Source organism: Roseovarius sp. (genome assembly GCF_040219995.1).
Classification (GTDB): Bacteria; Pseudomonadota; Alphaproteobacteria; order Rhodobacterales; family Rhodobacteraceae; genus Roseovarius.
The window spans coordinates 120002-138131 of sequence record NZ_JAVJUC010000017.1 but is presented as its reverse complement, the minus strand read 5'-3'; the positions used below and the strand labels follow the sequence as shown (position 1 = coordinate 138131).

General features: G+C 61.2%; 17 protein-coding genes and 1 riboswitch. Of the genes, 11 read left to right on the top strand and 6 right to left on the bottom strand.

All coding sequences use genetic code 11. From position 1 onward, the window contains the following. The first annotated feature begins 16 nt into the window (after window positions 1–16). The 9 genes from RID11_RS10500 to RID11_RS10460 all read left to right on the top strand — a co-directional run bounded on the left by RID11_RS10500 (window position 17) and on the right by RID11_RS10460 (window position 9005). Window positions 17–670, top strand: coding sequence for an OmpA family protein (locus RID11_RS10500; protein ID WP_350138663.1), 654 nt, complete (start codon window positions 17–19; stop codon window positions 668–670). A gap of 253 nt (window positions 671–923) precedes the next feature. Next, window positions 924–2162, top strand: coding sequence for a CpaE/TadZ family protein (locus RID11_RS10495; RefSeq protein ID WP_350138661.1), 1239 nt, complete (start codon window positions 924–926; stop codon window positions 2160–2162). A gap of 15 nt (window positions 2163–2177) precedes the next feature. Continuing rightward, on the top strand, window positions 2178–3617 hold the full coding sequence (locus tag RID11_RS10490; RefSeq protein ID WP_350138657.1) for a TadA family conjugal transfer-associated ATPase: 1440 nt from the start codon (window positions 2178–2180) through the stop codon (window positions 3615–3617). Between the two features lie 5 nt (window positions 3618–3622). Next, the gene (locus RID11_RS10485; RefSeq protein ID WP_350138654.1) at window positions 3623–4591 is read left to right on the top strand and encodes a type II secretion system F family protein; all 969 of its coding nucleotides are present in this window, start codon (window positions 3623–3625) and stop codon (window positions 4589–4591) included. A gap of 10 nt (window positions 4592–4601) precedes the next feature. Continuing rightward, a complete protein-coding gene (locus tag RID11_RS10480; protein WP_350138652.1) occupies window positions 4602–5585 on the top strand; it encodes a type II secretion system F family protein in 984 nt (327 codons plus the stop codon). A gap of 61 nt (window positions 5586–5646) precedes the next feature. Continuing rightward, window positions 5647–6207 (top strand): tetratricopeptide repeat protein, encoded by a 561-nt coding sequence (locus tag RID11_RS10475; protein WP_350138650.1) that lies wholly within the window; start codon window positions 5647–5649, stop codon window positions 6205–6207. A 29-nt stretch (window positions 6208–6236) separates the two neighbouring features. After that, window positions 6237–7091, top strand: a complete 855-nt coding sequence (locus RID11_RS10470; protein WP_350138648.1) for a tetratricopeptide repeat protein — start codon at window positions 6237–6239, stop codon at window positions 7089–7091. An 8-nt stretch (window positions 7092–7099) separates the two neighbouring features. Next, a complete protein-coding gene (locus tag RID11_RS10465; RefSeq protein WP_350138646.1) occupies window positions 7100–7600 on the top strand; it encodes a prepilin peptidase in 501 nt (166 codons plus the stop codon). A 94-nt stretch (window positions 7601–7694) separates the two neighbouring features. Continuing rightward, window positions 7695–9005 (top strand): DUF8689 domain-containing protein, encoded by a 1311-nt coding sequence (locus tag RID11_RS10460; protein ID WP_350138644.1) that lies wholly within the window; start codon window positions 7695–7697, stop codon window positions 9003–9005. Between the two features lie 6 nt (window positions 9006–9011). On the opposite strand, the gene RID11_RS10455 is transcribed toward RID11_RS10460, so the two are convergent. Both RID11_RS10455 and RID11_RS10450 read right to left on the bottom strand, forming a co-directional pair. Next, entirely contained in the window at window positions 9012–9281 is a 270-nt protein-coding gene (locus RID11_RS10455; protein WP_350138641.1) for a hypothetical protein, read from the bottom strand. Between the two features lie 94 nt (window positions 9282–9375). Beyond that, window positions 9376–9577: riboswitch (cobalamin riboswitch) on the bottom strand. Between the two features lie 99 nt (window positions 9578–9676). Beyond that, a complete protein-coding gene (locus RID11_RS10450) occupies window positions 9677–10429 on the bottom strand; it encodes a LytTR family DNA-binding domain-containing protein (protein ID WP_350138639.1) in 753 nt (250 codons plus the stop codon). A 177-nt stretch (window positions 10430–10606) separates the two neighbouring features. Here RID11_RS10450 and RID11_RS10445 point away from each other — a divergent pair, with 177 nt between their 5' ends. Together RID11_RS10445 and murJ are read left to right on the top strand one after the other, a co-directional pair. Beyond that, a complete protein-coding gene (locus tag RID11_RS10445; protein WP_350138636.1) occupies window positions 10607–11047 on the top strand; it encodes a PaaI family thioesterase in 441 nt (146 codons plus the stop codon). Window positions 11048–11110: 63 nt separating this feature from the next. Next, window positions 11111–12649 carry a murein biosynthesis integral membrane protein MurJ gene (gene murJ, locus RID11_RS10440; RefSeq protein ID WP_350138634.1) on the top strand — a complete coding sequence of 513 codons (1539 nt, stop codon included), beginning with the start codon at window positions 11111–11113 and terminating at the stop codon, window positions 12647–12649. Between the two features lie 88 nt (window positions 12650–12737). Here the strand turns inward: murJ and infB are convergent, their stop codons facing one another. From infB to rimP, 4 genes are read right to left on the bottom strand one after another with little or no spacing between them, the layout of a single operon-like run. Continuing rightward, window positions 12738–15239: a translation initiation factor IF-2 gene (gene infB / locus RID11_RS10435; RefSeq protein ID WP_350138630.1), complete on the bottom strand. Its 2502-nt coding sequence runs from the start codon at window positions 15237–15239 to the stop codon at window positions 12738–12740. A 6-nt stretch (window positions 15240–15245) separates the two neighbouring features. Next, window positions 15246–15869 carry an RNA-binding protein gene (locus tag RID11_RS10430; RefSeq protein ID WP_350138627.1) on the bottom strand — a complete coding sequence of 208 codons (624 nt, stop codon included), beginning with the start codon at window positions 15867–15869 and terminating at the stop codon, window positions 15246–15248. Window positions 15870–15893: 24 nt separating this feature from the next. Beyond that, a complete protein-coding gene (nusA, locus tag RID11_RS10425; RefSeq protein ID WP_350138624.1) occupies window positions 15894–17507 on the bottom strand; it encodes a transcription termination factor NusA in 1614 nt (537 codons plus the stop codon). A gap of 4 nt (window positions 17508–17511) precedes the next feature. Next, on the bottom strand, window positions 17512–18087 hold the full coding sequence (gene rimP, locus RID11_RS10420) for a ribosome maturation factor RimP (protein ID WP_350138622.1): 576 nt from the start codon (window positions 18085–18087) through the stop codon (window positions 17512–17514). Between the last annotated feature and the right edge of the window lie 43 nt (window positions 18088–18130).

Sequence of the window (18130 nt, the reverse complement as noted above, 5' to 3'; positions counted from 1 at the left end):
GGAAAGGGCTGGGGCGATGAAGAACTATCTTGCAATCACTGGCTTGATCGCCGTCACGGCCTGTGCGCCGCCCGACGGCGACGTCTACCGCTCCTACTTCGGAGAGGCGGGCTCTCTGGTGGATAACGGTGGCTTCGGCGCGGCGGCCATGAACAACCACATGGTCATGACCGGGGAACGCAGCTACGTGCATGACCTGTCGCGCCGATTTTCCAACGAGGTGCTGAGCACGGTGAATTTCGCCTTCAATTCGGCGATGCTCGACGAGGGCGCACGCGATACGCTGCGCGAGCAGGCCCATTGGATCAGGCAGTTCCCCGAGGTGCGGTTCCGCGTCTACGGTCACACCGATGCGGTCGGCTCAAACAGTTATAACAAATCGCTCGGCATGCACCGCGCGCAGGCGGTGGTGGCCTATCTCACCAGTCAGGGCATCAGCCGGTCGCGCCTGGAGGCGGTGGCCTCGTTCGGCGAAACGCAGCCGCTGATCGTCACCGATGGCCGCGAACGTCGCAATCGTCGCACCGTCACCGAGGTTTCGGGCTTCGTGCAATCGCACCCGATCATCATGGACGGCAAATACGCCTCGGTCGTCTACCGCGAATATGTCGAAAGCGCCACTGCACCTTCCAACGTACAGACGTCCAGCGCTGAGACCTCCGGAGAATAGACGCGAGTCCGCCAAAATCTCCCCGTCCGGTTTGGTCCGGACCACCTCGAACCTGCCCCAAACGGGCGGGTTCTTTTGTATCCATTGATCCAACAATTACGATCTTTTGGCCCAAATGTCGCCAATATTTCCAGTCATGTTCATCGGTATCGAGCGTCCCCGCCACATGATGCGCGCGACTCGGGCCATGCCGTGAAGGCTGGGCGATCCGCGTGGAACTCTCATTGAGTGGGGCAATTACAGGACGGATTCAATGACGAGTAGCGTGATGAAGCAGACCGATCCGGCACCGATCCTTGCCTGCACCATCAGTCGGGATGTGCAGAACTTTGATCTTTTGATCGAGGATATGGAGACCGCCCTTGGCGAGAGCTGGGGTGATCTCGGATTCGCCGAGGCCCTCGCCTTTCTCAATCAACCCGAGGCGGAATCTCTCGAATTCGTCGCTATCGCAATCGACCAGACGGATGAGGAAGACCTTTCCTTGCTGGGCGAAATCATTGCCCTTGCAAGCAAGAGCGGGATCAAGACCATTCTGATCGCCGAAGATGTGAGCCCGGCCGCCCTGCATCAGTTGTTGCGCAACGGGGCGGATGAATTCGTGCCGTACCCACTGCCCGAGGGCGAATTGCAGGCGGCGATTGATCGCCTCAAGAAACCCGCGCCGACCGTGGTATCCCACACGACCACCGCCCAACACGCCCCGCCGACCGAAGGCGATGGCGTGATTCTCGCCGTGCAGGGTCTTGCCGGGGGCACCGGGGCCACCACGTTTGCCGTCAATCTCGCATGGGAACTGGCGAATGCGGACAAGGCAAAACCACCGCAGGTCGGAATCCTCGATCTCAGCCTTCAGTTCGGATCTGTCTCGACCTTCCTCGACCTACCGCGCCGTGACGTCGTATTCGAGATGTGGTCAGATACCGAAATTCTGGACGATGACGTGTTCCGGCAGGCACTCGTCAGCTTTGAGGACAAGATGCGCGTGCTGACCGCGCCTGCGGATATCCTGCCTCTCGACATGATCAACTCCGAGGATGTGACGCGGGTCCTGAACATGGCACGCCGGCATTTCGACTATGTGATCGTCGATATGCCGAATACCCTGGTGCAATGGACCGAGGCGGTTCTCAACAACTGTCAGATCTACTTTGTCACAATGGAGCTCGACATGCGCTCGGCACAGAATGCGGTGCGAGTGAAACGCGCGCTGCAGTCCGAGGACCTGCCAATCGAGAAGCTGCGCTACTGTCTTAATCGTGCCCCGAAATTCACCGATCTCAATGGCAAGAGCCGCGTGAAACGCATGGCTGAAACCCTCGAGATCGCAATAGAAATCCAACTGCCCGACGGCGGGCGCGCGGTCTCGCAAAGCTGCGATCATGGTCTGCCACTCGCGTCGAGCGCCGCCAAGAATCCCTTGCGCCGCGAAATCGCCAAGCTCGCCGCATCGCTGCACGCGCTTGGCAAGGATGACGCCGAAGCGGCGTAAGAAAGGACTGAGCCGATGTTCTCGCGCTACAAGAAATCGACACCGACAAAGGTCGCGACCGGATCTCCGGTTGCCGAAGTTCCCAAGACCGCGCCTCTCGAGGCAGCGGTGGCGCAGTCGTTTCGCAAACCCCCGCAAAAGCCTGCCGCCGTGCCAGAGCCGATGGACAAGGAGCGCAAGCGCAAGGAGCGGATGGGCGAGATCAAGATTGAACTGCACCGCGCGCTTCTGGACCACCTGAATCTCGCCGCGCTCGACACCGCGACGGAAACCGACCTGCGCGCCGAGATCAGTTCCATCGCCGGAGAAATCCTCGAAGAAAAGGGCATCGTCTTCAATCGCGAGGACCGGGCCGTTCTCACGCAGGAACTCTACGACGAAGTCAAGGGGCTTGGCCCGCTTGAAACCCTGCTCAAGGACGACACGGTCAACGACATCCTCGTGAACGGACCACATCAAATCTTCATCGAGCGGGCGGGTAAGCTTGAACTCAGCGACGTCACCTTCAAGGACGAACGCCACTTGCTGCGCATCATCGACAAGATCGTCAGCGCCGTGGGCCGCCGCGTCGATGAATCGAACCCCTATGTAGACGCACGCCTCGCGGACGGTTCGCGTTTCAATGCCATGGTGCCGCCGGTGGCCGTCGATGGCAGCCTCGTGTCGATTCGTAAGTTCAAGAAAGACAAGCTGGGGATCGACGATCTGGTACGCTTCGGGGCCTTCTCCGAGGAAATGGCCGCCTATCTTCAGGCCGCCGTCGCCACGCGACTGAACATTGTCGTGTCTGGCGGTACGGGCTCAGGTAAGACCACGACCCTCAACGCACTGTCGTCCTTCATCGACAATGCGGAACGTATCCTCACCATCGAGGACACCGCCGAACTCCAACTGCAACAGATCCATGTCGGCCGGATGGAAAGCCGCCCGCCGAACGTCGAAGGCAAGGGCGAGGTGAGCCCGCGTGACTGTCTCAAGAACGCACTGCGCATGCGCCCCGACCGCATCATCGTCGGTGAGACGCGCGGCGAGGAAGTGATCGACATGCTGCAAGCCATGAACACCGGCCATGACGGCTCGATGACCACGATCCACGCCAACAACCCGCGCGATGGTATCAGCCGGATGGAGAACATGGTCGCAATGGCGGGCATCGAGATGCCGCTCAAGGCCGTGCGCAGCCAGATTGCGAGCGCCGTCAACCTCATCGTGCAGGCTAGCCGCCTTCAGGATGGCTCGCGCCGGATGACCTCGATCACCGAAGTCACCGGGATGGAGGGTGACGTGATCTCGATGCAGGAAATCTTCCGCTTTCAGCGTGTTGGCCTGACACCGGACAACAAGATCATTGGCCATTTCACCGGCACGGGCGTGCGCTCAAACTATTCCGAGCGCTTCCGCCTTTGGGGTTACGACCTGCCCCCGGCCATCTATGAACCGATTGCAGCGGAGTAACGCAGATGGCCCTCAATGCAGAAGTGATCATCTACGGCCTGATCTTCATCGGCGTTCTCGTCCTTGTCGAAGGCATCTACCTCACGGTTTTCGGGCGCTCCATCAGCTTGAACAATCGGGTCAACCGGCGTCTGGAAATGCTGGACAAGACCGGTAACCGCGAAGAGGTCATGGAGAAGCTGCGCAAGGAGATGCAGCAGCATCTCAAGGCGCGCAAGGTACCGCTATATTCAATCCTCTCGAACAAGGCGCAGAAGGCGGCCATTGCCTTTACCCCGAAACAGCTGATCCTGCTGATGATCGGGGTCAGCATTCTTGCCTTCCTTGGCCTGACCATCGGGACCGGCACGGCACTTCCGGTTCGTATCCTTGTATCCATCGGCATGGGCGTGGGCGGCATATTCACCTGGATCAACATGAAGGCCGGTAAGCGTATGGCCCTTCTGGAAGAACAACTGCCCGATGCGATCGAACTGATGGTGCGAAGCTTGCGCGTGGGGCATCCGTTTTCGTCTGCCGTGGCTATCGTGGCCAATGAGGTATCCGATCCTCTCGCCACCGAATTCGGCATCATCGCCGATGAGGCGACATATGGCCGTGACATGGGCGAGGCGCTCAAGGATATGGCCGAACGCCTTGACATGCAGGACGTGCGCTTTCTCGCGGTTGCGGTGACCATTCAGCAGCAATCAGGCGGCAACCTCGCAGAGATCCTGGCCGGTCTGGCCAAGGTGATCCGGGCCCGGTTCCGGCTTTTCCGCAGGGTCAAGGCAATCACCGCCGAGGCGAAGTGGTCGGGGAATTTCCTCTCGGGGTTTCCTATCATTGCCCTGATCGGCATCCAGCTGCTCAAGCCTGATTATTATGACGAGGCGATGCTGCACCCGTTCTTCATCCCCGCCGTTCTAGTGGTTGGCACGTTCCTTGTGCTTAATCTGATCGTCATGCGTGCACTCGTGAACATCAAGGTCTGAGGATCCCAAAATGCAATTCCTGACCACAATCAACACTATGCTGACCGATACGTTTGGCGACTTCGGCCCGATGATCGCCATTGGTGCACTCGGGCTGATGCTGGTGCTTCTCGTCATTCCCCTGATGATCAACGAGCGACAGGACCCGCTTGAGAAGCTCAAGAAGAGCAACGCCGCAGGCACAACACAAGATTTGGGCAAAGCCAGCCTCCGCGCCGGGGCAAAGAACAAGAAACTCGACAAATATGCCGGGTTCCTCGAACCACAGGACGCCAAGCAACTCAGCGCGATGCGCCTCACGCTCATGCAGGCAGGGTATCGGCATCGCGACGCAGTGCGTTACTTCCACTTCGTGCAATTAACGCTCGCTCTCGGGCTGCTCGTGCTCGGGCTGATCTATTTCCTAGTGTTCGTGTCGGGCGACGACACCGGACCGAAAGAGATGGTGCTCTACGTTCTCGGGCCTGGCGGCGTGGGATACATGCTGCCGAAATATTGGGTGACCAAACGCCAGCAACAGCGCCAGGAAGAGATTCAGGATGGCTTTCCCGACAGCCTCGACATGATGCTCGTGTGCATCGAGGCGGGACAGTCGCTGGATCAGGCAATCATCCGCGTCTCGAAGGAGATCGAGGCGTCCTACCCTGCCCTGGCCGAGGAATACGAGATCGTGGCCTTGCAGATCAAGGCCGGCCGGGACAAGGCATCAGTGCTCAACGAGATGGGCGAACGCTGCGGCGTGCAGGATATTTCGAGCTTTGTCACTGTTCTGATCCAGTCGCAAACCTTCGGCACATCGATCGGCGAGGCGCTGCGCGTCTATGCCGCGGAGATGCGTGACAAACGGGTCATGCGCGCCGAGGAAAAGGCAAACAAGCTGCCGACCAAGATGACATTGGCGACGATGATGCTTACAGTGCCGCCATTGCTGATCATTCTGGTCGGCCCATCCGCGCTCGGGATCATGGAACTGTTCGCGATGGCCGAAAGATAAAAAATGGGGCGACATGGCAGGGCATTTTCGGAGAGGGCGGCAAGGGAATTTCCGCGCGAAAATGCAGCAGGCCAGCCCGAAAGTGGCGCTTGTCCTGCTCACCTGCCTCTTTCTTGCCGGGTGTCTGGGCCAGCCGCAGGATAATGGCCCCTTCGCCCCTGGCCCCGCACCCGGCGCAACGGGCGTTGACGGCCTTCTCGTTGGGCATCGATTGATGGATGCGGGCGAGTTTGAACTGGCGCAAAAGGCCTATAGCCGCGCCGCCCTGGACCAAGGCATGACAGCGGATGTCCTGGCGGGACTGGGCAGCGCCAACCTTGCCCTCGGGCGGCTTGGCAGCGCAGAACGGCTCTTGCGGCGCGCGATAGAGAGCGACGGTGCAACACCGGAAACTTGGAATAACCTCGGTGTCGTTCTTGTCGAACAGGGCAATTATCCCGAGGCGGAACAGATTCTGAGGCGGGCCTATGCGCTCGATGATGGCGAAAGCGACGCAATTCGCGACAATTTGCGTTTGGCGCTCGCAAAATCGGAAAAATCCGAGTATGGTATTGACGAAGAACAAGATTACAAAGTGGTACGGCGGGGCAGTAGCGAATACCTGATCCGCAAGATACCATGACGAGGTCGAGGCAGTAAAAGGACGCAAAAATGCGCCACCCTATCCTGATTTTCCTGTGTGCAGCGGGTACATTCGCCCTGTCTGCATGTGAGCAAACCGCTGGCAATGAGGTTGATCGCGCCTTTCAGAACATCAACGTCATTGATGAAACCAATCTCAACGATGTGATGCTGACAGCCTCCGATCCCAATGAGGCGGTATCATACTTCCAGCGCGCCGTTGGAGAAAAGCCTGACCGGCTTGACCTGCAGCGCGGTCTTGCCAGATCGCTTGTCAGGGCGAAACGCAACACCGAAGCCGTTGCCGCATGGGCCAACGTGATCAAGCACGAGGACGCGACCCAAGCCGATCACGTGCACCATGCCGATGCGCTGATCCGCAATAACGAATGGGAGCGTGCGGGCGAAGTACTTGACGGCGTTCCGCCAACCCACGAGACATTCAAACGCTATCGCCTCGAAGCGATGATCGCCGATAGCGAGAAGGATTGGAAAAAGGCCGACAGTTTCTATGAGACGGCCGTCGGGCTGACGACACAGCCCGCCAATGTGATGAACAACTGGGGATATTCCAAGCTCTCGCGCGGGGATTTAAAAGGGGCCGAGCGGCTCTTTACCGACGCCGTACGCCAGGATCCGTCACTGTTCACTGCAAAGAATAATCTCGTTCTGGCACGCGGGGCACAGCGCAACTATGCCCTGCCCGTTCTGCCGGTCACGCAGGTGGAGCGCGCGCAGTTGCTCTACACGCTCGGTTTGTCCGCAGTGAAACAAGGTGACATTACCATTGGACAGGGTCTGTTGAAGGACGCGGTCGAAACCCATCCACAGCATTTCGAGGAGGCGGTGCGCAGCCTGCGGGCGCTTGAGAACAAGTCCGGCTGACAGACGCCATGACGCTCGAGATCACCGCCCACGCCGCGCTCTGGTTCCTGCCATTTGTCGTGCCGATCTGCGCGTGGGTTGCCCTGAGCGACATGCGCAGCATGAAGATTCCCAACATCGCGGTTCTGGCGCTGCTGGCCACCTTTGTACTGGTTGGTCTTTGGGTTTTGCCGCTGCCGGACTATGCGTGGCGCTTTTCACATGTCGCGGTTCTGTTGGTGGTGGGGATGCTGGCCAATGCGATCGGTATCATGGGGGCTGGGGATGCCAAGTTCATCGCGGCCGCAGGTCCCTTTGTCGTGCTGGGTGATGCGGCACTCCTCTGCCTGCTTTTCGCGGCGGTGCTGATTGCCGCTTTTGCAGCGCACCGGATCGCGATGTATAGCCCTTTACGCCGGATCACGCCGGACTGGACAAGCTGGCAGATGACCAAGAAATTCCCGATGGGACTGGCACTTGGCCCGACACTCGCGCTCTACCTCGGGCTCGGTGCCATGTACGGAAGCTGAGCGCCCCCGATCTGCCCGATGCTCTCCTTAATTTCTGCACGATTGGTAGTCATGGTGCTCGCGAGTCGATGACCACGCAGGGCAGGCAGATACCATGAACATGCAAGTCTCCACGGGCGTGCAGCCCCCACCGCCACCGACCAGCATCGAGGACATGCAAATTCCTGTCGTGATGATGCGCGACATTCTTCTCAAGACAATGTTCCGCAAGAACCTCGACATGGTCAGCGACCTGGCCGAAGCGATCTGCCTGCCGCGCGCGGTCACGCAGGAACTGGTGGACATGGCACGCACGCAGCGCCTTCTGGAGGCGACCGGCACACTCAACGCCAACTCCGGCGGCGAAATGGGCTATCAGCTGACCGACGCGGGCAAGGCCCGCTCGCTTGATGCCCTTAGTCAGTCGGAATATTTCGGCGCAATGCCTGTCCCACTTGCAGTCTACCGCGAACAGGTAAAGCGCCAGTCGATCCGCAACATCCAGATCACCCGCGAGCAGCTGACCAATGCCATGGGGCATCTGATCCTGCCCGAATCCCTGCTCGATCATCTCGGGCCGGCTGTGAGCGCCGGGCGCTCGGTGCTGATGTATGGTCCGCCGGGCAACGGTAAATCCTCGATCTCGAACGGTATCCGTGACGCCATGGGAGACAAGATCTACGTGCCCCGGGCGATCGAGTATTCCGGCCAGGTCATCACAGTCTATGACCCGATCGTGCATTCAAAGGCCGAGGTCGAGGTGGACGACCCCAACTCGCTGCGTCGCAAACGCACCTTTGACACACGCTATGTGCGCTGCGAACGGCCCACGGTGATCACCGGCGGTGAACTCAGCCTGTCGATGCTCGATCTGGTCTACAACCCGACCGCGCGCACCTATCAGGCCCCGCTTCAGCTCAAATCGACCGGCGGCATCTTCATCGTTGACGACCTCGGCCGTCAGGCGGAGCCTCCGCAATCACTGGTCAACCGCTGGATCGTCCCGCTGGAGGAATCCAAGGACATTCTCGCCCTCCAATCGGGCGAGAAGTTCGAGGTACCGTTCGACACGCTGGTGATCTTCTCGACCAACTTCCACCCCAACAAGATCTTCGACAAGGCCGCGCTGCGTCGGATCTTCTACAAGATCAAGATCGACGGTCCCTGCCAATCGGATTTCCTCAAGATCTTCGCCATGGTGGCGCGCAAGAAGGGCATGCCGCTTGACGAGGAGGCACTTATCCACCTGATCAAGGAAAAATACCCGACCATCGACAACGTCTATGCCAACTATCAGCCGATCTTCCTGATCGACCAAATGATCGCCATCTGCGAATTCGAGGGCATCCCCTACCAGATGTCACCTGACCTAATCGACCGGGCTTGGGACAACATGTTCGTGCGTGAGGAAGAGATCATCCACTGACGGCGATCAGTGGACCAACTGCCCGCGCCTGCGTCGCGCGGGCCGCGCGCCGATAGAGGCGCAGGCCTCTTCGAGAAACCCCACAAAGGCCCGAGCAGCGGCGCTTTTGGGGGCCTGTGCCGCTGGTTCGGCAAGCGCCTCACGGGCCATCTGCGCGGTCACCGGCCCCGGCGCGTCGAAAACCCACTCCAGAAATCCCAATCGCCCGGCCGCACAGGCCTGTGCCCCCGCTGCGGGGCTTTCTTCGAGGGCGTCGATGATACGTGTTACAGTCATGGCTTCTACTCCCCGGCCACACCCCGGGCCGGATGGGGCGAAGAGCAGGCTGAGGGTCGCGGCGCACGGCGCACACGCCCGCATCGCCCCCCGCGATTCGACGTTTACCATGGCTGGTTTCCGGGCTTGGGTGGCGGGCAATCAACCCATGCATCACGGCACCTTCCCAAACCTTTGCGCGGCTCAGTGGCATATTGCCGTGATGCCCTCCCTTACCGTTGCGGGGGCAGCGCCGGTCTCTCACCGGCTTCCCAATTCTCCACCTCGGGGGCGGCACCATGATGTTTCGAGATTAACAGCACACCGTGACCTCGCAAGACCAAATGCGAAACCCTCGGTTGAAAACCGGCACGCCGCGTGATCCAGAGGCGCGCGCCGCTGTCACCGAGAGCCCGCTATCCGCCTTGTCCTGCCCCGTCCTGACGTTCCAGAAGGCCCGCGTCCTCCAGCCTCACGCGATACTTGCGGCTGACCGGAACGCGATCCCCATTGCGCAATACCACATGGATCTTTCCTGAATCGCGCTCAATCCGGTCGATTGCCCGCAGCGCGACCCAATGCGAGCGATGCGTGCAGACCCCTTCGACTGGCTCCATCTCCGCAATCGCATCGCTGAGCCTGAGTCGCAGTGTCTCTACGCCATACGGCGTCGCGACGTCGACAAAATGGTCATTGGCCGAGAGGCGCATGATCTCGGCATTGGGCCAGTCGGACATGCGTCGATGCAGACGGGTCACCGGCACATCTGACACACGGGCCCGCCGCGCATAGCTGGCCGGTTGCTCCGCCCCGATCTGGCGACGCAACACGAAAATACCGATAACGATCAGCAGGGTATTGAAACCGATACTGACAATGCTGAGATCCGCGTGCGACATCATAGGGTCGAGATTGCCTCGAAGGAACCAGATGACCGGGGCGAGAGCGACGCTGGTCATCACGCCTGCGCCGATGTCGAACATCGCCGGGTGACTTGAATAACAAACCGTTTTCTTGATTGCCCGCACGACGCCGCCAATCAGAATACCAAGCCCGATCACGAGGCCCCAATAGGCAAGACGCGTCGGCCACATCATCGTATCGTACGTGCCGAACGGCCCGGCGACCACCGCAATTGCGCAGGCCGTTGCCAATATCGACAGCGTCAACGGAGAGACCAACCCGGCCCAGGTCTCTGACATATGCTGCCTGAACTCAGACCACTTCAAACCAAGACCCTTACCATATATCGCTAAACGTGCATTTATCAGCGACGAAGTCCAAATCCAAGCGTTCACACGATTGCTTGACCACAATATCGTGACATCTGATACGAAAGATCGGCAATGGGAATTGATCAGAAATTATCCCCTGACACAGAGGCGGCCATTCATCGCAGCTTTGAGGCACAGGCGATGATGGCCACGCTCGGCGCGAAACTGGTGGCTGTGACGCCGGGATATGCCCGGATTGAAGCACCGATTCTGCCAGGCAGCCTGCAACAGCATGGCTATGCTCATGCAGGGCTGACCTTTGCCATTGGCGACAGTGCGGCGGGCTATGCCGCGCTTGGTGTCATGCCCGAGGGATCCGAGGTTCTGACAACCGAAATGAAGATCAACCTGCTAGCGCCGGCGCGGGGCGATCGCCTGATCGCGCGGGGCCGCGTAATCAAGCCGGGGCGTCGCCTCGTGATCGTGCAGGCGGATGTGCATGCTGTGGAAGACGGGCAAGAAACCCACGTGGCCCTTCTCACGGGCACGATGATCCCCCTGTTGCCGGGCTAGCCTCTTTCCCCCTTGCCACCAATCGGTTAAGCCTGCCACATTGCCCAGTCCGGAGCACCGCCCATGAAACCCGTCCGTCTGCTTTCCGGCATCCTGACCGTCGGTGGCTGGACCATGATGAGCCGCATTCTGGGCTTTGTCCGCGACGTGATGATCGCCAGTTTTCTGGGGCCGGGCGTCTTGATGGACGCCTTTGTCGCCGCGTTCCGCCTGCCCAACATGTTCCGTCGCTTCTTTGCGGAGGGTGCCTTCAACGCCGCCTTTGTGCCGATGTTCTCCAAGCGTCTGGAGGGCGATGAGAACCCGTTGGGCTTTGCCTCACTCGCACTTTCCGGGCTGGGGCTTGTCCTTTTGGCACTGACCGGGCTGGCAATGGTATTCATGCCCGCGCTGGTCTGGGCCACCGCCGAGGGCTTTGCCGGAGACGTGCGTTTCGGGATCACAATCGAATACGGGCGTATCGTTTTTCCCTACATCCTGTTCATTTCACTGGCAGCGCTTTTTTCCGGGATGTTGAATGCCGCCGGACGCTTTTCGGCTGCTGCAGCGGCACCTGTTCTTCTCAACGTGATGCTCATCGCCGCCATGGGGACCGCCGCCTTTTTCGGGGGTGGGGTCGCCAATGCTCTGGTCTGGACGATCCCTTTCGCAGGGATCGCGCAACTGGCTCTGGTCTGGCACGCCGCCAACCGCGCCGGTCTGCGCATCCGCCCGGTGCGTCCGCGATGGACGCCCGAGATGGCGCAACTGGTGCGCATCGCGGTGCCAGCGGCCCTCGCCGGTGGCGTGGTGCAGGTCAATCTGGTGGTTGGGCAGCTTGTCGCCTCGAACTACGACAAGGCGGTCAGCTGGCTCTATTCCGCCGACCGCCTTTACCAGCTTCCTCTCGGGGTTGTCGGGATCGCGGTTGGCATTGTCCTGCTGCCGGATTTGTCCCGACGGCTCAAGACCGGGGACGATACTGGCGCGCGCTACGCGCTGTCGCGGGCAGGCGAGGTGGCACTTGCTCTGACCGTGCCATGCGCCGTCGCTCTTGTCGTCATCCCGCTGCCACTTGTGACGGTGTTGTTCGAGCGCGGCGCGTTCAGCGCCGATGACAGCGCGGCCACGGCGATCGCCGTGGCGATCTACGGCCTTGGACTGCCTGCTTTCGTGCTGCAAAAGATCCTGCAACCGGTGTTCTTTGCACGCGAGGACACCAAAAGCCCGTTTCGCTACGCGGTCGTGGCAATGGTCGTCAACGCGGCCCTCGCTGTCGGCCTTTCATTCGTGATGGGCTGGATTGCCGCGGCGCTGGCGACCACAGTCGCGGCCTGGGTCATGGTCTGGCAACTGGCAATCGGCGGGCGGAGCTTTGGTGAGGTTGCGCGCTTTGACCTGCAATTCCGGCGGCGGCTGTGGCGGATCGTTTTGGCCTCGGCCCTGATGGGGGCCGCAGTCTGGGGCGCAGGTGCCGTGCTCGGGCCCCTTTTCGCCGTAGCCGGATGGCGTTGGCTGGCGCTATTGCTGCTGATCACCGTCGGCATCCTGTCCTACGGACTGTTCGGGCAGGCACTGGGGGCATTCCGACTACAGGAAATCCGGGGACGTCTGCGCCGCTGACGCATCAGCGCCCGCCAGCAGCGGTTTGCGACCCGACATGAAAAAGGGCGGCTGAAACCAGCCGCCCCACTCCGTTCCGTCACACCGTTCAGGACAGCGTGCGGGTAATTTCCTCGCGCTCGAAAATCTCGATCACATCGCCTTCGCGGACATCCTCGTAGGCCTCGAACGCCATGCCGCATTCCTGACCCGATTGCACCTCGGCAACCTCGTCCTTGAAGCGCTTGAGCGTTTTGAGCGTGCCTTCGTGGATTACCACGTCGTCGCGCAGCAGACGCACACCGGCAGACCGGCGCGCCACGCCTTCGGTGACCAGACAGCCCGCGACGCGGCCAACCCCGGAGACCTTGAAGACCTCCTTGATGGTCGCATAGCCGATGAACTTCTCGCGGATTTCCGCGCCCAGCAGACCGCTGGCGGCCGCTTTCACATCGTCGACGAGATCGTAGATCACCGAGTAGTAGCGGATCTCGACACCCTTCTGATTGGCGCTGTTGCGCGCGGGCGCATTGGCCCGGACGTTGAAGCCCAGAACCGGCGCGCCCGAGGCCTCGGCCAGGCCGATATCGGATTCGGTGATCGCGCCGACACCCGAATGCAGCACGCGCACGCGCACCTCCTCGTTGCCGATCTTCTCCATTGCCTGCACGATCGCCTCGGCCGAACCCTGAACGTCGGCCTTGACCACGATCGGCAGTTCCTTGAGGTTCTCGTCTTCCTTGGCCTTGGCCAGAAGCTGCTCCAGCGAGGTGCCCGCCCCGGCAGCAGCGCGTTTTTCCTTGGCCGCGTCGGCGCGATATTCGGCAATCTCGCGGGCCTGGCCCTCGGTCTCGACGACGTTGAGAACGTCTCCCGCTTCCGGTGTGCCGTTGAGGCCCAGAACCTCCACCGGCACCGACGGCCCGGCTTCTTTAACCCGCTCGCCCCGGTCGTTGATCAGCGCACGAACCTTGCCATACTGCTCACCCACGACAAAGATATCGCCCTGCCGCAGCGTGCCCTTCTGAACGAGCACGGTCGCCACTGGGCCACGGCCCACGTCAAGCTGCGCCTCGATCACGGCACCCTCGGCGGCGCGGTCCGGATTGGCCTTGAGTTCGAGGATCTCGGCTTGCAGCGCGATCGCTTCGAGCAGCTCTTCCAGACCCTGACCGGTAACCGCCGACACTTCGACATCCTGCACATCGCCCGACATCGCCTCGACGATCACCTCGTGGCGCAGCAGATCAGCACGCACCTTGTCGGGGTCGGCGGCAGGCAGATCGACCTTGTTGATCGCCACGATCATCGGCACCTTGGCCGCCTTGGCATGGTTGATTGCCTCGACTGTCTGCGGCATCACGGCATCATCGGCTGCGACCACAAGCACGACGATATCCGTCACCTGCGCCCCGCGAGAGCGCATCGAGGTAAAGGCCGCGTGGCCCGGCGTGTCGAGGAAGCTGAGCACGGCACCGCTGTCAGTCGTGACCTGATAAGCCCCGATATGCTGGGTGATGCCACCGGCTTCACCAGCGACGACCTTGGCATCTCGAATCGCGTCCAGAAGCGAGGTCTTGCCGTGGTCCACGTGACCCATGATGGTGATCACCGGAGGCCGCGACAGGAGGTCCTCGGCCTTGTCCTCGACCTGTGCGATGACGTCCTCGACATCCGCGTCGCTGACACGCACAACGCGGTGACCGAATTCCTCAATGATCAACTCTGCGGTATCGGCATCGATCGACTGGTTCTGCGTGACCATCATGCCGTTCTGCATGAGGGCCTTGACCACGTCACCGACGCGCTCGGCCATGCGGTTCGCCAATTCCGAGACGACGATCACCTCGGGCAGCTGTACGTCGCGAACAACCTTTTCGCGCTCTTGTGCACCACCCATGGCCTTTTGACGCGCACGCTCCTGCTTGCGCTTCATCGCCGCCATGGATTTCTGGCGCCCGCCTTCGCCGCCCGAAAGCGCTTGGTTGAGCGTCAGTTTGCCAGAGCGACGGGCATCCTCTCCGCCACGACCCTTGCCACGGCGGTTGCTCTTGTCGTCGTCCTCACGCTTGCGCGGTGCCGGGGCCGCCTTGGAGGGTGCCTGACGCGCGGGTCCGGGGGCCACGTCCGGCTCTGCGGGCGGCGGTGTCACCGCCTGAACGGCAGCCTGCTCGGCTTCGAGCTTCTTGCGCTGGTCTTCTTCTGCCTTGGCGCGGGCACGCTCTTCGGCCTCGCGCTGCTCGCGCTCCTTTGCCTCGGCTTCTTCGCGACGACGCAGACGCTCTTCCTCGCGGGCCTTTTCCTCGGCCTCGCGCTTGGCGGCATCTTCGGTCTCGCGTGCCTTGGCGGCGGCGAGCGCCTTCATCCGGCGTTCCATCTCGGCGTCGGAAATCCCGGCAGGACGCTTGGCAGAGCTTGCCTGGCCAGCGGATTTCTGCGCCGCGCCTGCCGCACCGGGCGCGGCGCTAGGCTTCGGCACCACCACGCGCTTGCGCTTGGTTTCCACCACGACGTTCTTGGTCCGGCCATGGCTGAAGCTCTGCTTCACGTTCCCCGGCCGGGACCCGCCGCCACGCACACCCAAAGGTTTCTTTCCGTCGTTGTCGCTCATATTCTCTTACTTTCCTTTCCGGCGCGCAGTCTCGCCGTCCGAGACGCGCAGACCTTTCAGTCTTGCCGCCTCCTCTACAACACGTTTGCACAAACCTCCAGCACCCAGTGCCGCATGGATTGTGCTTTGACGCCCAAAGGCCTGACCCAGTTCATCCGCCGTCAGCCAGCCGATAAACGAGCCGCCATAGGGCGTGCTCAGTTTCGATTTTCCGCGCTCCGAGCCGTCGCTGGCCTGAATCAGAACCTCGGCCTCGTCCTTGGCCAGCCAGTCCTTGACCCGCTCATAGCCTGAGATCGCCGCCCCGCCCTTGCGCATGAGGCTGATCAGGTTCAGCACCCTTTGCGTCAGAAGCGCCTCGACCTGATCCACTATGTCTTCGGGCACGTTCACCGGCTGCCGCGCAGCGCGGGCGAACAGCCCTTTCTTGGCGGCCTTGGCCAGTGCCGCACGATCCGCGGACACCCAGATGCCACGCCCGGGCAGCTTTTCGGCCAGGTCAGGGGCGATCTGGCCCTCGGGGCCGATCACGAATCGGATCAGCCCGTGTTTTGGCTGCACCTCGCCCGTGGCGATGCATTTACGCTCTGGACCGTCGCTCCGGTCTTTGGGTTGCCCGCTGCGCCCCATCAGGTGCCTCCGAGGCCTGATAAATCAGGCCTCAGCCTCCACGTCGTCGCCGTTGGTCTCATCAACCTCAGGCTCCAGATCCGCAGGATCGACCCAGCCAAGCATGACACGTGCCGTCATGACCATATTTTGCGCCTCTTCGAGCGAGACGTCAAACTTCTCCAGAATACCTTCGTCCTTGACGCGCTCACCGTTCACGGTGGTCCAGCCACCTGCCAATTCCCAATCGGCACAGGTTGCGAAATCCTCGAGCGATTTGACGTCGTCCTCTGCCAAGGCTTGCACCATCTGGGGTGTCAGGCCCTCGAATTCAATGAGGCTATCCTCGACCCCCAACTCGCGCGCCTTGGCGAGTGCCGCGGCGGCCTGCGCCTCAAGCACGTCACGCGCCCGCGCCTGAAGCTCGCCGGCCGTGTCCTCATCGACACCGTCGATCACCAGAAGCTCATCCAGTTCGACGTAGGCGACTTCTTCCAGCGTCGTGAACCCTTCGGCCACCAGCAACTGTGCGAAAAACTCGTCGAGATCGAGCGTGTCCATGAAGAGCTTGGTCCGCTCTTCGAATTCCTTCTGACGGCGCTCGCTGTCTTCGGCCTCGGTCATGATGTCGATGTCGAGCGCGGTCAGTTGGCTGGCCAGACGCACATTCTGACCGCGCCGCCCGATGGCGAGGCTCAGCTGCTCTTCGGGCACCACGACCTCGATGCGCTGCGCGTCCTCGTCGATCACCACCTTGCTGACCTCGGCGGGCTGCAACGCGTTGACGAGGAATGTCGCCTGATCCTCGTTCCACGGGATGATGTCGATCTTCTCGCCCTGAAGCTCGTTGACCACCGCTTGTACGCGGCTGCCGCGCATGCCGACGCAGGCCCCGACCGGGTCGATCGAGCTGTCATAGGAGATCACGGCGATCTTGGCGCGGCTGCCGGGATCGCGGGCCACGGCCTTGATCTCGATGATGCCGTCGTAGATTTCCGGAACTTCCATCTTGAACAGTTCGGCCATGAACTGCGGCTCTGTCCGGCTGAGGAAAATCTGCGGACCACGCTGTTCGCGGCGCACGTCCTTGACATAGCAGCGGATGCGATCATTGGGGCGATAGGCCTCGCGCCCAATCTTTTCGTTGCGGCGCAGGATACCCTCGCCTGCACCCACATCGACGATGACGTTGCCGTATTCCTCGCGCTTGACGACACCGTTGATGATGGTGCCCGCGCGATCCTTGAATTCCTCGTACTGACGGTCGCGCTCTGCCTCGCGCACCTTTTGGAGGATCACCTGCTTGGCGCTCTGCGCGGCGATGCGGCCCATCTCCACGGGGGGCACCTCCTCGACGAAAGTGTCCCCGACCTTGGGGTCTTCGAGATACTGCTTGGCCTGCTCCACGGTCATTTCGGCCTGATAATTCTCAAGCTCCTCGTCCTCGACCACAGTGCGCACACGCGTAAACTTGGCGCGACCGGTCTTACGGTCGATGTTCACGCGGATATCCATCTCGCTGCCGTAGCGGCTCTTGGCGGCGCGGGCGAGGCTCTCTTCCATCGCCTCGACCACGAGGCCCGGATCGATCATCTTCTCGCGCGCCACTGCCTCTGCGGTCTGCAACAGCTCAAGCTGGTTGGCCGATGTGATTGCCATGGTCTCAGTCCTCCTCAGAACCGCTATCGGTTTCGATCTCGTCAAAATTGTCTTCGTTGATGGCACCTGCCGCCTTGCGCTGTCGCAGCATCTCGCGGATCAACTCATCGGTCAGCACCAGCTTGGCGTCGCTCAGCCAGTCGAAGTCGAGCCCGATGGTGCCCTCTTCGACATTGATCAGCACCTCGTTAGCCTCGATGCCGGCCAGCATTCCCTTGAACCGCTTGCGCCCGTCTATCATCTCCGAGGTCTCAAGCTTGGCCTCGTAGCCCTCGAACATCTCGAAGTCCTTGAGCCGGGTCAGTGGCCGGTCGATACCGGGGCTTGACACCTCCAGCGTATAGGCGTCGATGATCGGGTCCTCGACATCGAGAATGGCGCTGACGGCGGTGCTGATCTCGGCGCAGTCGTCCACCTCGATCCCGCCCTTGGGCTTGTCGGCCATGATCTGAAGCGTATGCGTCTTGCCGCCCATCAGACGAACGCGCACCAGTTCATAGCCCATGTCCTCGATCACCGGGGTGATGATCTCGGCCAGTCTGCGATCAATCGCGGCTTTGGCAATCAGGTCGTTGGTCATGGTTTCCAAGCACAAAAAAACGGGCGCGCGGCCCGTCACACTT

Bases quoted from the DNA above. Each gene is read 5' to 3' on its own strand.
- RID11_RS10500 (WP_350138663.1), top strand. From the start codon at position 17: ATGAAGAACTATCTTGCAATCACTGGCTTGATCGCCGTCACGGCCTGT.
- RID11_RS10495 (WP_350138661.1), top strand. From the start codon at position 924: ATGACGAGTAGCGTGATGAAGCAGACCGATCCGGCACCGATCCTTGCC.
- RID11_RS10490 (WP_350138657.1), top strand. From the start codon at position 2,178: ATGTTCTCGCGCTACAAGAAATCGACACCGACAAAGGTCGCGACCGGA.
- RID11_RS10485 (WP_350138654.1), top strand. From the start codon at position 3,623: ATGGCCCTCAATGCAGAAGTGATCATCTACGGCCTGATCTTCATCGGC.
- RID11_RS10480 (WP_350138652.1), top strand. From the start codon at position 4,602: ATGCAATTCCTGACCACAATCAACACTATGCTGACCGATACGTTTGGC.
- RID11_RS10475 (WP_350138650.1), top strand. From the start codon at position 5,647: ATGCAGCAGGCCAGCCCGAAAGTGGCGCTTGTCCTGCTCACCTGCCTC.
- RID11_RS10470 (WP_350138648.1), top strand. From the start codon at position 6,237: ATGCGCCACCCTATCCTGATTTTCCTGTGTGCAGCGGGTACATTCGCC.
- RID11_RS10465 (WP_350138646.1), top strand. From the start codon at position 7,100: ATGACGCTCGAGATCACCGCCCACGCCGCGCTCTGGTTCCTGCCATTT.
- RID11_RS10460 (WP_350138644.1), top strand. From the start codon at position 7,695: ATGAACATGCAAGTCTCCACGGGCGTGCAGCCCCCACCGCCACCGACC.
- RID11_RS10455 (WP_350138641.1), bottom strand. From the start codon at position 9,281: ATGACTGTAACACGTATCATCGACGCCCTCGAAGAAAGCCCCGCAGCG.
- RID11_RS10445 (WP_350138636.1), top strand. From the start codon at position 10,607: ATGGGAATTGATCAGAAATTATCCCCTGACACAGAGGCGGCCATTCAT.
- murJ (WP_350138634.1), top strand. From the start codon at position 11,111: ATGAAACCCGTCCGTCTGCTTTCCGGCATCCTGACCGTCGGTGGCTGG.
- infB (WP_350138630.1), bottom strand. From the start codon at position 15,239: ATGAGCGACAACGACGGAAAGAAACCTTTGGGTGTGCGTGGCGGCGGG.
- RID11_RS10430 (WP_350138627.1), bottom strand. From the start codon at position 15,869: ATGGGGCGCAGCGGGCAACCCAAAGACCGGAGCGACGGTCCAGAGCGT.
- nusA (WP_350138624.1), bottom strand. From the start codon at position 17,507: ATGGCAATCACATCGGCCAACCAGCTTGAGCTGTTGCAGACCGCAGAG.
- rimP (WP_350138622.1), bottom strand. From the start codon at position 18,087: ATGACCAACGACCTGATTGCCAAAGCCGCGATTGATCGCAGACTGGCC.